This window comes from Olivibacter domesticus, assembly GCF_900109575.1.
Taxonomy (GTDB): domain Bacteria; phylum Bacteroidota; class Bacteroidia; order Sphingobacteriales; family Sphingobacteriaceae; genus Olivibacter; species Olivibacter domesticus.
In genome coordinates, this window is sequence record NZ_FOAF01000003.1 from 165,855 (window position 1) to 180,479 (window position 14,625).

12 protein-coding genes are annotated in these 14,625 nt (G+C 33.4%); 8 read left to right on the forward strand and 4 right to left on the reverse strand.

Annotated elements, in window-relative coordinates; genetic code table 11:
* Positions 1-48: 48 nt before the first annotated feature.
* From apaG to BMY50_RS15160, 5 genes are all read left to right on the forward strand, one after another.
* Positions 49-435 carry a Co2+/Mg2+ efflux protein ApaG gene (gene apaG, locus BMY50_RS15140; RefSeq protein WP_093326243.1) on the forward strand — a complete coding sequence of 129 codons (387 nt, stop codon included), beginning with the start codon at positions 49-51 and terminating at the stop codon, positions 433-435.
* Between the two features lie 166 nt (positions 436-601).
* Positions 602-1,252 carry an NAD-dependent epimerase/dehydratase family protein gene (locus BMY50_RS15145; RefSeq protein WP_093326244.1) on the forward strand — a complete coding sequence of 217 codons (651 nt, stop codon included), beginning with the start codon at positions 602-604 and terminating at the stop codon, positions 1,250-1,252.
* Positions 1,249-3,102 (forward strand): ABC-F family ATP-binding cassette domain-containing protein, encoded by a 1,854-nt coding sequence (locus BMY50_RS15150; protein ID WP_093326245.1) that lies wholly within the window; start codon positions 1,249-1,251, stop codon positions 3,100-3,102. The genes BMY50_RS15145 and BMY50_RS15150 overlap by 4 nt, the downstream gene beginning before the upstream one ends.
* A 54-nt stretch (positions 3,103-3,156) precedes the next feature.
* Entirely contained in the window at positions 3,157-5,016 is a 1,860-nt protein-coding gene (mnmG, locus tag BMY50_RS15155) for a tRNA uridine-5-carboxymethylaminomethyl(34) synthesis enzyme MnmG (RefSeq protein ID WP_093326246.1), read from the forward strand.
* A gap of 87 nt (positions 5,017-5,103) precedes the next feature.
* Positions 5,104-6,789, forward strand: coding sequence for an Ig-like domain-containing protein (locus BMY50_RS15160; protein ID WP_093326247.1), 1,686 nt, complete (start codon positions 5,104-5,106; stop codon positions 6,787-6,789).
* An 11-nt stretch (positions 6,790-6,800) separates the two neighbouring features.
* Here BMY50_RS15160 and BMY50_RS15165 read toward each other — a convergent pair whose 3' ends face one another.
* A complete protein-coding gene (locus tag BMY50_RS15165; protein ID WP_093326248.1) occupies positions 6,801-7,310 on the reverse strand; it encodes a gamma carbonic anhydrase family protein in 510 nt (169 codons plus the stop codon).
* 8 nt (positions 7,311-7,318) lie between these two features.
* Entirely contained in the window at positions 7,319-8,905 is a 1,587-nt protein-coding gene (nadB, locus tag BMY50_RS15170) for an L-aspartate oxidase (protein ID WP_093326249.1), read from the reverse strand.
* 480 nt (positions 8,906-9,385) lie between these two features.
* Between nadB and nadA the strand changes: the two genes are divergently transcribed.
* Positions 9,386-10,381: a quinolinate synthase NadA gene (gene nadA / locus BMY50_RS15175; protein ID WP_093326250.1), complete on the forward strand. Its 996-nt coding sequence runs from the start codon at positions 9,386-9,388 to the stop codon at positions 10,379-10,381.
* Positions 10,382-10,391: 10 nt separating this feature from the next.
* Positions 10,392-11,429 carry a thiamine-phosphate kinase gene (gene thiL, locus BMY50_RS15180; RefSeq protein WP_093326251.1) on the forward strand — a complete coding sequence of 346 codons (1,038 nt, stop codon included), beginning with the start codon at positions 10,392-10,394 and terminating at the stop codon, positions 11,427-11,429.
* A gap of 62 nt (positions 11,430-11,491) precedes the next feature.
* Here thiL and BMY50_RS15185 read toward each other — a convergent pair whose 3' ends face one another.
* A complete protein-coding gene (locus BMY50_RS15185; protein WP_093326252.1) occupies positions 11,492-12,853 on the reverse strand; it encodes a DNA recombination protein RmuC in 1,362 nt (453 codons plus the stop codon).
* 338 nt (positions 12,854-13,191) lie between these two features.
* Here BMY50_RS15185 and BMY50_RS15190 point away from each other — a divergent pair, with 338 nt between their 5' ends.
* Positions 13,192-13,884, forward strand: a complete 693-nt coding sequence (locus BMY50_RS15190) for a zinc metallopeptidase (protein ID WP_093326253.1) — start codon at positions 13,192-13,194, stop codon at positions 13,882-13,884.
* Positions 13,885-13,956: 72 nt separating this feature from the next.
* Here BMY50_RS15190 and ybeY read toward each other — a convergent pair whose 3' ends face one another.
* A complete protein-coding gene (gene ybeY / locus BMY50_RS15195; RefSeq protein ID WP_093326504.1) occupies positions 13,957-14,379 on the reverse strand; it encodes an rRNA maturation RNase YbeY in 423 nt (140 codons plus the stop codon).
* Positions 14,380-14,625: the final 246 nt, after the last annotated feature.

A 14,625-nucleotide genomic window follows, 5' to 3' on the forward strand; every position in this document is an offset into this window, starting at 1 on the left:
TTCGCTTTTATTCCTTCATTTCCTATCTTGGCAAAAAATCCATTTATTATGGTCACAGAAATTACCGAAGGAGTAAAAGTTTCGGTAGAGGCAATATACCAACCCGAATACTCTAACCCAGAAAACGAACATTTTATGTTTGCTTATCGCATTACAATTGAAAATGTTGGAGAATATAGTGTCCAGCTACTAAGCAGGCACTGGTATATTTTTGATTCTAACGGAACACACCGTGAGGTTGAAGGCGAAGGTGTTGTAGGTCAACAACCTATAATAGCTCCGGGAGAGCAGTATGAATACGTATCAGGTTGCAATCTTAAGAGTGATATGGGGAGTATGCAAGGAAGCTATAAAATGCTTAGGGAGATGGATGGTGCTTTATTTGACGTTACTATTCCTAAATTTCATTTAATGCCTGATCATAAGCTCAATTAATATCGCATTGCTTGGCCTAACCCTTCAAAATGATTCCCTATTATTTCTTTCAATTTGTAAATGGTAGGTAAAAGTAAATTCATGCTATCTTTTATCCGCTGTTCTGCCACATTATAATAGATATTATTGCGTACTTTTGCAATAAATTTGGGACAATACCGTATATATGACAGCATTAATTTATGGAGCCACCGGATTAATTGGAAGTCAGTTACTTTCACTTTTAATAGAAAGTACTGATTATCAGAATATTATTATATTTACTCGTAAAAAAATTGATGTTGAAAATAAAAAAGTTCAGATAATTCTGGATGAGTTCAATGCAATAAAAAAGCATAAAAATAATTTAAAAGCGGATCATGTATTTTGTTGTTTAGGGACAACACGTAAGAAAACCCCAGACAAAAAAGAATATTACAAGATAGACCATGATTATCCTTTGATAGCTGCAGCTATTGCTATTGAAAATAACTGCAAACATTTTCACCTAGTATCAAGCATTGGCGCAAACAAAGAATCGCTATTTTTTTATACTAAAACTAAAGGCAAATTAGAAAATGACATATCTTTTTTACCTTTTGAAAGTATTAATATCTATAGACCCTCTTTACTTCTGGGTCAACGAAGAGAAAAACGTAGTGCAGAAGATATTTCAGCCAAGATATTACATGTTCTTAATCCGGCCCTAATTGGACCATTAAAGAAATATAAAGGAATAAAGGCTTTTACCGTTGCAAAAGCCATGTATAATCAATCTCTTAATAATTCAAAAGGAATAAATATCTTCTTACCAGAAGAACTAAATAAAATAGCGTGAGCATATTATCTACAGAACAGGTTGGTCATTCGTTTAATGACAAGTGGTTGTTCAAGGGTTTAACTTTTGGACTTCAAAAGGGAGATAGGACAGCATTAGTTGGTATTAATGGAACAGGAAAATCTACACTACTCAAAATATTAGCTGGAAAAATTAATCCTTTAGAAGGTGCTGTAGTAAAAGCAAGAGATATAAGAATAGGTTATTTAGAACAAGATCCTGACTTTTCTAATCTTTCTAAAGTCAATGATTTTATTTATAATGATGAAAATGAAATACAGCAGTTAGTTTTAAAATACGAAACCCTACTAAATCAAGTAAATCCAGACAAAAAAGAGTTTGAACAAGTGATGGAAGAAATGACCATCAAAGAAGCTTGGACGTACGATGACAATTTGAAAACAATATTGAATCGTTTAGGTATAACTAACCTTTCGCAAGATATTAGTTCTTTATCCGGTGGTCAGAAAAAAAGATTATCACTCGCTAAATTACTTATAGACGATCCAGATGTTTATATATTAGATGAACCTACAAATCATCTGGATATTGAAACTATTGAGTGGCTAGAAAAACTATTGACTACAGGTCAAAAAACCGTTTTGTTAGTAACGCACGATCGTTATTTTTTAGATAATGTATGTACGGACATAAGAGAACTTCACCAACAAGCGTTTTATGCTTATAAAGGAAATTACAGCTATTTTTTAGAAAAGAAAGCAGAGAGAGAAATCTCAGAAAATTCAACTCTTGAAAAGAATAGAAATCTTTTAAAGAAAGAATTGGAATGGATGAGACGGCAACCTCAAGCACGTGGAACTAAATCAAAATCGCGTATCAATGCGTTTTATGACTTAGAAGAAAAGACAAAAACACAGAATAATAACGCCGCTGTAGAGTTAAGTATTAAAGTAAGTAGGCAAGGTAGCAAAATATTAGAAATACATAATGCTACAAAATCCTTTAATCAAAAAACCATCATCCCTAGCTTTACATATACGTTTAAAAAAGGAGATAGAATAGGTTTAGCAGGGAAAAACGGTAGTGGAAAATCGACTCTTCTAAACTTGATAACGCAACAAATAGAGCCTGATAACGGAAAGATCATTCCCGGTGAAACAACCGTATACGGTTATTATAAACAGGGTGGACTTAACTTCAAGAGCAACCAACGTGTCATTGATATTGTAAAAGAAGTTGCGGAGTACATCACCATGGCAAAAGGGGAAACCATTACTGCTTCACAATTACTAACTCACTTTTTATTTCCACCCGAAAAACAATTTGGCTTTGTAGAAAATTTGAGCGGAGGGGAAAAAAAGAGATTACAGTTAATGCGTGTTTTAATGCAGAATCCCAATTTTCTTATCCTGGATGAACCCACAAATGATCTCGATATAGACACACTTAATGTTTTAGAGAATTTTTTAATTTCATTTCCGGGAGTACTAATATTAGTTTCACACGATCGTTACTTGATAGATAAATTGGTTGATCAGCTTTTTATAATAGAACCCAATCAACCAATTAAAATTTATAATGGAAATTATTCTGACTACAGGTATGAAGAGGAATTAGCTAAAAAAAGTCAAAAAACAACTAAACCTCAAATAGTTGCTGTAAAAGAAGAAAAAAATAAAACTAAAATCAGTTTTAAAGAACAAAAAGAGTTTAATGATTTAGAAAAGGAAATAGTTGATTTGGAAAATTTATTAAAGACAAAAACACAAGCCTTAAATAAAACGGACAACCATATTGAATTAATTAGTATCGCAGACGAAATAAAGGAACTAAACAATAAGTTAGCTATTAAAAGTGAACGCTGGTTAGAATTAGGGGAATTAATATAATATTGTTTCACGTGAAACAATGAGATTAGTTTCACGTGAAACTTCAATAAAAATATGTTCAATAGATATAATGTAATCGTAGTAGGAGCAGGCCATGCAGGTTGCGAAGCAGCGGCAGCAGCGGCAAACTTAGGTTCGAAGGTTTTATTAATAACCATGAACATGGCAACTATTGCTCAAATGAGTTGCAACCCTGCTATGGGTGGAGTGGCTAAAGGCCAAATTGTTCGTGAAATCGACGCAATGGGTGGTTATTCTGGAATAATTGCCGATAAAACAACTATACAGTTTAGAATGCTCAATCTATCCAAAGGTCCTGCTATGTGGAGTCCTAGAACGCAAAACGACCGGATGCGATTTGCAGAAGAATGGCGCCTACAATTAGAAAATATTCCAAACGTTGATTTCTGGCAAGATACAGTTAAAGAAATTATAGTTAAAAATGGTAAGGCAAATGGAGTGGTAACGTCTCTTGGTATACGGATAGAGAGTGATGCAGTAGTCCTTACTAATGGAACCTTCCTAAATGGCATTATTCATATTGGAGAAAAAAAATTCGGTGGGGGAAGAACTGCTGAAAAAGCAGCAACTGGATTAACAGAGCAATTGGTAAGTCTTGGTTTCGAATCAGGCAGAATGAAAACTGGCACTCCACCAAGAGTAGATGGGCGAACACTCGATTATTCAAAAATGGAAGAACAATGGGGTGACGAAAAACGCAGTAAATTTTCCTTCAAAGATATTGATCTTCCAACGGAACAGCGATGTTGCTGGATTACATATACAAACAATGAGGTCCATGAAACGCTTAAAGAAGGTTTTGAAAAATCTCCTATGTTCACAGGTAGAATTAAAGGCCTAGGACCAAGATATTGCCCATCCATTGAAGATAAAATAAACAGATTTGCCGAGCGGGATAGACATCAAATATTTGTAGAACCTGAGGGATGGAAAACAAATGAAATATATGTAAATGGGTTTTCGACGTCCCTGCCCGAAGATGTACAATATAAAGCATTGACAAAAATTCCAGGTTTCGAAAATGTCAAAGTGTTCCGTCCTGGTTATGCTATCGAATATGATTATTTTCCTCCTATACAATTAGATTTAACTTTAGAAACATTTACAATTAAAAATCTATTCTTTGCGGGCCAAATAAATGGAACAACAGGCTATGAAGAGGCGGCTAGTCAGGGATTGATTGCTGGAATTAACGCTCACCAAAGAATTAATGACCAACACGAATTAATATTAAAAAGATCAGAATCATATATTGGGGTATTAATTGACGATCTGGTTACTAAGGGCACAGAAGAACCTTATCGTATGTTTACATCAAGAGCCGAACATCGCTTACTTTTAAGACAAGATAATGCGGATGCGCGTCTCACACCTATAGCATATAAATTAGGTTTAGTAAATGATGACACACTCCAAAAGGTTAATAAAAAAATACAAGACTCAGAAGTTATTGTTAACTATCTAAAGAAAACATCTGTTGAGGCAACTAATATCAATCCAATATTAGCTGAACTAAACTCAAGTTCACTCACTCAAAATATTAAAATGTTTAATGTCCTAACAAGACCTCAAGTTAATATACATAATATAGCTGAAGCCAATGAAGGTCTTAAAAATCTGTTATCACAATATAACCAAGAGGTAATAGAGCAAGCCGAAATTAAAGTGAAATATGAAAGCTACTTCGAAAAAGAGGTTGAAATAGTAGGTAGAATGAAAAAAATGGAGGATAAAGAAATTAATCCGAATTTCGATTACAATCAATTAATCTCTTTATCAAAAGAAGCCAGAGAAAAACTAATTAAAATAAAACCAAGAACGCTAGGTCAAGCATCAAGAATATCCGGTGTCTCACCAGCAGATGTAAGTGTTTTAATGGTTCATATGTCTTAAAATTATAAACCATTGATTTTCAATACGATAACATAAAAACTTACAACTTAAAATAAATAGATATAAGAAACTATTTTCGTAATTTTAATGCAGATATCCAAAAAACATCAAACATCCTTAAAACGTCTAAAAAAGGCTTTAAATTTAAAATGGCTAATATTAGCTTTATTTTTAGGTATCTTATTATTTAATACACATTGTGCAAGCATCCAACAACCTATGGGTGGTCCAAAAGATAGTATACCTCCAAAAATTCTGAAAGAAACCCCATCTAATCTTTCTAGAAATTTTAAAGAAAAGGAAATAGTTATTCAGTTCGATGAATTCGTTAAACTGCAAAATGAACTAAAAGAAATAAGCATAACGCCGGATATGGAGAAAGCACCCATATATAAAGTAAAGAAAAAAAATTTAGTTATAACACTCCCCGACACCTTAGAAGAAAAGACAACATACACTATAAATTTTGGAAAAGCAATAGGCGATTTTAACGAAGGTAATCCGCTATTGAATTATTCCTATGTCTTCGCCACGGGCAATGAAATAGATTCGCTAAATATCACAGGTAAAGTTACCAATGCGCTGACACTCGAAGATGAAAAGGAAACAACGGTGATGCTTATTCCAACCAGACAAGATTCAATTTTTGGAAAGAAAAAAGCAAATATTTTTACCCTAACAGATTCATCTGGAAACTTTAAGCTTAAAAATTTAAAAGAAGATACCTATCGTATATACGCGCTTAAAGAAAAAAACAATGATAGAATATTTAATTCAGATGAAGAAGAAATTGGATTTCTTACAGACTCCTTCCATCTAAATAAAGATACCAGTAATATTAAATTAGCTATATCTAAACCGATAGTAAAAGATTTTAGATTAATAGACAGAAAAATACAAAAAAATGGAACCGTTAATTTCATTTTTAACAAGCCTTTAAAAAATCCTTCGATTAACGTACTTGTTCCGCAAACGCTTAACGAAAATAAACTGATCAATTACAGCTTAAAAAATGACAGCGCTTCCATGTGGTTATCTGATATGTCATTTGATTCATTGAAAATTGAATTAGTAGAAAATAAAAAGCCCTTAGATACCGTTATTATCAGACGCAGTAAAAATGAAAAATACGATCGCGATTTAATTATTACCGACAATCTAAATAGCCAGAAAGTAAATAAAATAACGCATATCATACTAAATAGTACAGCACCAATAAAATCAGCAAATAAATCCAACATAATACTGACAGAAGATTCTGTTGCACGAACAAATTTCCAACTATTTCCAGACACTGCCAATAATCAAAAGTATATTATTCGTTATGCATGGCGTGCAAAAAGAAACTACGAACTCGAATTAAATGACGAAGCTTTTTTAGGCTTTTTTGGAGAGAAGTCTAAAATTGTTAAAAGAAAATTCACTTTAGATGAAACAGAAAACTTTGGAGACATCATTCTAAAAGTAAATACACCCGATACAATTGATAACCAATATCTTGTACAGATTACAAATGATAAAAAAGATATTATTTATGAATCAAGATCTATCAATAAATCGGAAAAACTCACGTATAAGCAATTTCCTGGTGGAAAGTACACTATCCGAATAGTATATGATATCAATCGCAATAAACAATGGGATCCTGCCGACGTAGAAAATAAAACGCAACCTGAAAAAATATGGTATCACAATAAAACCGTCACTGTAAGACCTAATTGGGAACAGGAAGAGCCTATAGATATTCCACAACTAGACACACTTACAAAATAGTTTAAATCTTACTATTCAAACCAACTTGCATACATTACATAATTGTGAGGTAGCTTATCCAACATAAGCCTCTGATCTCTTGTTAAAGGTTTAATTTTTTTTGCTGGTATTCCTGCATATAGATATCCGCTTTCGCACACCATATTTTCTAACACTACTGCACCTGCCGCCACAATTACGTACTCCTCTATAATTGCCCTATCCATAACAATAGCCCCCATGCCAACCAACGTATGATCTCTTAATACGCAACCATGTACTAGCGCATTATGTCCAATATTTACAAAGCTTCCTATATCAGTTCCATTTTTTAAATAGGTTCCGTGTATTACCACACCATCCTGTATATTCGTATAATTCCCGACCCTTATGTAATTAACATCTCCCCTAATAACAGCATTAAACCATATAGAACAATGGTTACCAAGCTCAACATTACCAACAATGGTAGCATTATCAGCTACAAAACAATCATTTCCTATTAGAGGCGTTTTATCTAAAACAGATTTTATTAAGGCCATAACTTAATTTAAAATATTGTGTCTTCTATATTTTCAGAATGATTTGGATAATCCGTCGTGTAATGTAATCCTCTACTCTCTTTTCGGGCCATGGCCGACTTTATAACTATATAAGATACCTGAATAACATTTCTCAACTCACATAGCTTGACGGATAGTTTAGTATTCTTATAGAATTCTTCTGTTTCTTCATACAGTAACTTCAATCTTCTCAATGCTCTTTCTAACCTAAAATCAGACCTAACTATACCTACATAATCGCTCATTATCTTCTGCGTTTCTCTCAAATTATGTGTAACCAAAATATCCTCATTAGATAAATAAGTATCTGTATCGTCCCAGTCAGGAATGCCTTTAGGTATCTCTACCATATTAAAGCTGGCCACCGCATGTTCATAAATCCTATGCGCATAAATTAATGCTTCCAATAAAGAATTGGAAGCCAATCTATTAGCACCATGAAGTCCGGTAGATGAACATTCTCCACAAGCATACAACTGACTAATAGAAGACAATCCGTATTCATCTACTAATATTCCACCGCATAAATAATGTGCAGCAGGGGTTACCGGAATATAATCACGTGTAAGATCAATACCAACACTTAAACATTTAGCATAAATATTTGGAAAATGGTTTAATAAATCAGCTTTGTTCCGATGAGTAATATCCAGATAAACAAAATCGTCACCGGACTTCTTCATTTCGTTATCAATAGCACGTGCCACAATATCACGCGAAGCCAACGAACCTCGCTCGTCGTACTCTTGCATAAATTCCTCTCCGTTCCGCCGCCTTAATACAGCCCCAAAACCTCGTAAAGCCTCAGAAATTAAAAAAGAAGGATATTCACCTGGATTATATAACGACGTAGGATGAAACTGAATAAATTCCATATTACGAACTTTTCCCTTCGCCCTATAAACCATAGCAATACCATCACCAGTAGCTATAACTGGATTCGTAGTGGAAGCATAAATATGTCCTGCGCCACCAGAAGCCATCACAGTAACCTTGCTTAGAATTTTTTCAACAACATTTGTCCGTGTGTTAAAAGCATATATTCCATAACAGTTGATATTATCACTCGTTTTATTAACAAACAAACCTAAATGATGCTGCGTAATTAAATCTACCGCAAAATAATGTGTGAGAATGGTTATATTCGGAGAACGATGTACCTCTTCTAACAATGCTCGTTCTATCTCAAAACCAGTAACGTCTTTATAATGCAAAATCCTATGCTCAGAATGCCCACCTTCTCTAGCTAAATCATAACTTCCTTTCTTAACCTTATCGAAATGGGTACCGTATTCAATAATTTCTTTAATTCTATCCGGTCCTTCCTTCACAACGTTTTCCACAATCTTTTCATCACACAACCCATCTCCAGCTATCAGAGTATCAGCGATATGCTTCTCAAAGCTGTCAGACTTATCCACAACTACCGCTACACCACCTTGAGCATATTTAGTATTCGATTCATCTTCATTAGACTTTGTAACTATCAGTACCTTACCATGTTTAGCAGCCTTAAGTGCAAAACTTAAACCTGCAATACCAGATCCTACAACCAAGAAATCAACATCTTTCATCTTGAAAAATTTATATAGCGCATTAAGTAACCAAAACGGTGGAAAACCATGTTAAAGATGTGGATTTTTTTGTAAAATATCGGTGGAATAAAATGTATAAATAGTTGATAAGTCATTTTTCACACAAGGCTGACTTATTTATGCCTTACTTTTCAGAACTTTATATAGCAGTTATTAACGATTACATTTGTTAAAAGAACTGACATAAAAATATTGAAAGAAAATCTGCTGAAATAAATGTCGTTTGTAAATCAGTAGTTTACGGTTTAAATAATGTTAAAAAAATGTTAACAAATTAATTCTACAGGTAAAACCAAATAGAAATGATATCAAATTCTTAACAATACTAACACCCTAATAAACAATAAAAAGTTTTTTATAAAAAAGATTATTATTCTTTATTGGTATGTGAAAAACTGTGAAAATCCGAATTCAATTTCTTTGCTTACTTTTGTAATGTAAAAATAACAGCCCCAAATAATGGAAGCTTACACTGAACAGCTAAACGCAAAAGGTTATATAGATGAGGCTATAGATCCCAGATTGGATTTAGTAGAGGAAATCAACAAACTAAAAAAGAAAAAAAATGCAGTTATACTGGCGCACTATTACCAGGAGCCAGAAATACAAGATATAGCTGATTACATAGGAGATAGTTTAGGGCTATCGCAGCAAGCGGCTAAGACAGATGCATCAGTTATTGTTTTTGCTGGTGTTCATTTTATGGCAGAAACTGCTAAAATACTGTCTCCAACAAAGAAAGTCTTATTACCAGACTTAAAGGCTGGGTGTAGTTTATCCGATAGCTGTCCGCCGCATCTATTTGCAAAGTTTAAAGAGCAATATCCCGACCATATCGTGATAACATATGTAAATTGTACTGCAGAATTAAAGGCGTTAAGTGATATTGTCTGTACGTCTTCTAATGCAGTACAGATCGTAGAAAGCCTTCCAAAAAATCAAAAAATAATTTTTGGTCCGGATAAGAATCTAGGAGATTATGTAAAACGTAAAACTGGTAGAGACTTAGTATTGTGGAATGGTGCATGTATGGTACATGAAATTTTTTCTCAAGAAAAAATAGGTAAATTGAAGGAACAATATCCCGGTGCTAAATTTATTGCCCATCCTGAATGTGAAGAACATATTTTAAGTGAAGCAGATTACATAGGGTCTACTACAGGTTTACTTAAGTATACTATTCAGCAGGATGCAGATACATTTATTGTGGCTACGGAAAGCGGTATTATTCATCAAATGCAGAAAGCTAATCCAGGTAAAACGTTTATCCCAGCACCACCTAATAATGCTTGTGCTTGTAACGATTGTCCACATATGAAGTTAAATACATTGGAGAAACTTTATAATGCTATGCGCTTTGAGTTACCTGAAATAGATTTACCGGAAGATGTCATTTTTAGAGCACGCAAACCTATAGAAAGAATGTTGGAAATTTCAGAAAAGCTTGGATTATAAATAATTCGTAATGTTTGATAATAAAGAAAATACTGACCTTGAAAAGATAGGAGAATTTGGACTGATAGATTTGCTGTCTAAATCTATAGAATTAACGGAGAGTTCTACGGTAAAGGGAATTGGAGATGATGCGGCTGTTATGAATTATGGTGATAATCAAACACTTATATCAACAGATTTGCTGCTCGAAGGGGTACATTTTGATTTACGTTACGTTCCACTTAAACATTTGGGTTATAAAGCTGTACAAGTAAATTTAAGTGATATATATGCGATGAACGGTATTGCGTCGCAAATAACATTTTCTATAGGACTATCAAGTAAATTTCCTTTAGAAGCCGTTGAAGAGATTTATGCAGGTGCCATATTAGCTTGTAAAAAATTTAATGTAGACTTAGTTGGAGGCGATACATCTGCGTCGAAGCAGGGACTAATAATAAGCGTAACAAGTATTGGTTATGTTAATGACTTGGATATAACGTATCGTGATGGTGCTCAGGAAGGTGATTTAATATGCGTTTCAGGAGATTTAGGAGGAGCATATGTTGGCTTGCAACTTCTAGAAAGAGAAAAGCAAATATTTTTGGAAAATCCTAATATCCAACCAGATTTAGAAGGTAAAGATTATATAATTGAAAGGCAATTGAAGCCTGAGGCGCGTAAAGATATTATTCATTTGTTTAAAGATATCGGTATAAAACCTTCTGCTATGATTGATGTTTCAGATGGATTAGCTTCTGAAGTATTACATATTTGTAAACAATCGAAAAAAGGTTGTAAATTATATGAAGATAAAATTCCTATAGATCAGATGACCTTTGATACTGCTAGGGAATTTGGATTAGATCCTACTATTTGTGCATTAAGTGGAGGTGAAGATTATGAGCTACTATTTACGGTGAAACAAGCCGACTATGACAAGATTAAAGGTGACGTTGATATAAGTATAATAGGCTATATAACAGAGGAAAATGCTGGCTGTAATCTGATTTCAAAAGCGGGAAATATGCATCCGATTAAGGCGCAAGGCTGGAATGCTTTTAGCTAGATATTCTAAGTGATAGATGCTGGGAGTGTATAATTAGATATTTAAAAATTTCATACTGTTTTTTAATCCGTTTCACGTGAAACGGGTTGACTCTCTATAAGTTCATCATCCTCAAATAAGTTAATATCTATCTGCTTACTGGCCTTAGCACCTAGCTTTTTAAGTTTTTCTACCTTTGAAATCACACTACCTTTTCCTGTTTCTAGTTTTTTTCTTGCATCTTCATGTGTTCGTGCTAAGATAGTTATTTGCTTATCTACTTTGTCCATATCTTCAGTGAAACCGACAAACTTATCATAAAGCGCTCCAGCTTCTCTTGCTATTTCCAGTACATTACGTGTTTGTCTTTCTTGCTTCCAAATACTTGCAATTGTTCTTAAAGTAGCAAGGAGGGTGGATGGACTAACAATAACAACTCTTTTATCCCAAGCATCACTAAATAGTTCTGGCTCATACGTAATAGACATACTAAAAGCCGATTCTATAGGCATAAACATCAAAACAAAATCGGGTGAATTTATCTTGTATAAGTCTTGATAGTTTTTTCGTGACAGCTCAGTCACATGATTTTTAATAGAGGTACTATGTTGTTTAGCATATAATTCTTTTTCTTCTTCCGATGGTGTATTGACCCAGCGCTCGTAGGCAATAAGTGATACCTTAGCATCAATAACTAAGTGTTTATCTTCAGGTAAATCAATTATAGCATCTGGTTGCATGCGTGCTCCATCTTCTGTATTGTAGCTTACCTGTAATCGGTACTCGCTGTCTTTTATAAGTCCGGAACGTTCCAAAACACGTTCTAGAATAACTTCACCCCAGTTTCCTTGTTTCTTTTGATCTCCTTTTAACGCTCTTGTAAGATTAATTGCTTCATCTTTAATTAATTTACTTTGTTCCATTAATTGCATAACTACACCTTTCAGTGAATTTCTTTCAGCAGCTTCGTGTGTATATGTTTTTTCAACTTTCTCCTCAAAATTTTTAATATTCTGTTTTAAAGGATCAAGTAATTGATTGATTGTTTTGTGATTGGTATCTGTAAATTTGATTGATTTCTCTTCTAATATCTTATTTGCAATAAGCTCAAATTCTTTGTTAAAATGACTTTTAATATTACTTAACTCTAACTTCTGTTCTTCTAATTTATCTTTCTGTGATTCAAAGTATGCATTCATACTTTCTATTGTTCTTTCAGCAGCTGCAGCTCTTTCCCTTTCTGTTTCAATTGCAGTTAATAAACGTTCGTTTTCCAATCGATAGCTTTCAGCCTTTTGTTCGGCTTTCGCTACTTTTATCAATAGCTCATCCCGTTGCTGATTATCTTGAATAATGACCTCATTGTTTTGGTTAGTACGTTTTGTGAAATTGTAAAGAATAAATAGAAGAGCAAGCAGTAAAATAACAATAACTAAATTTTCCATAGGTTGTGCATGAATTTGAGACAAAGTTAGCTAGAAAAGATCTTATTATTGTAATGCTATAATATATTATCGTTTACCAAAATATCCGTGTCCTTTAGTTTTTAGCTTTGAATATTTTGTTATGATAGCTTATCATGTATGTATTGTTAACTGATAATATGTCAGTTTGATATCAAAAGTGATGACACTTAAGCAGTTATTTTTAATTCAATTCTAATATGAATGTTTTATTTTGGTTAAAAATATCAGAAAAATAGGTAAATTTATTAGTTTAAATAAATGAGCATATATCGGTATACAGTTTGATGTAATAAAAAGAATTAAAAGGATAAAAAGATATGCCAGTAGAATATTTGTTATTAATAGGGATCGCGATCATAAGTTTTATAGTGCAATGGCGCTTTAAAAGTAAATTTAAGGAGCATTCTGAAACACCTCTAAGTAGTGGAATGTCAGGAAGTGAAATCGCCCAAAAAATGCTGCACGATAATAATATCTATGATGTGAAGGTCGTGTCGGTGGAAGGCAGGTTAACAGATCATTATAATCCTGCGGATAAAACGGTTAATCTTAGTCCTGAAGTATATAGCGGAAGAAGCGTAGCCTCAGCGGCTGTAGCAGCACATGAATGCGGTCATGCTGTGCAGCATGCGAAAGCGTATACATGGCTTCAATTTAGATCTGCCATGGTTCCTATTGTTAATGTTGCTTCAACACTCACGTCATGGACACTGATGATTGGTGTGATGTTAGTTATTTTTTCGGGTAATATATACGTATTAGCGGTTGGTGTAGCGGCTTTAGCATTAGTTACTTTATTTAGTTTTGTAACACTTCCAGTGGAGTTTGATGCTTCAAACAGAGCATTGGCTTGGTTGGAAACGAATAAAGGTATTATGGCGAGCAAAGAAGAGCATGATGGCGCTAAAAATGCATTATGGTGGGCAGCAATGACTTACGTAGTAGCTGCATTATCATCATTAGCAACACTTGTTTATTATGCAAGTATATTATTTAGGTCAAGAGACTAATACATAAATAGTATTTTTAACAAAAAGAGCTCTAAATTTTAGAGCTCTTTTTGTTAAACAGCAAAAAAAATGTTAAAAAGTTCGTAATGCTAAATACTTGTTTTCATTTGCCGTCATTAATTTTTTATCATTAGGTGTTTTATCTGCATAACCGCACAAATGTAAAATTCCATGGATAATAACCCGGCAAAGTTCATCCTGTAGTAATACTTTAAACTTATCAGCGTTTTCTTGTATTCGTTCCAAGCTAATAAATATATCTCCCGCTATTACGTCCTGTTCTTCACTATTATCAAATGTTATAATATCGGTATAGGTATCATGATCTAAGTATTCAACGTTTATTTTGAGTAAGTATTCATCACTACATAAAATAAAACTGATTTCTCCAGTTTTAAATCCTTCCGCGTGAATGGTATTTTTAATCCATTCTCTAATAGCTATTTTATTCTTCAATGTGAAAACAATGTCTTCTGAAAAAAAATTTATGGGCATTCCTTTATTTTTTTTCAAAGGTACAATGTTTAGTGACATCAACTAGACTAACCTATAAGATATCTGATACTTTCTTGCCAATTTGTTATAGTTACTGTATTATGGCTCGTATAAGTTAGAACCAAAGTAGGACACTATTATAATAAAATTATGAATGAGTCCGTAGTGAGTCCATAGTAAGTCCGATATGAATCCGTATTTTCCTATAAAAAAATGGATATATAATGCATAAAAATCAGAAGATAT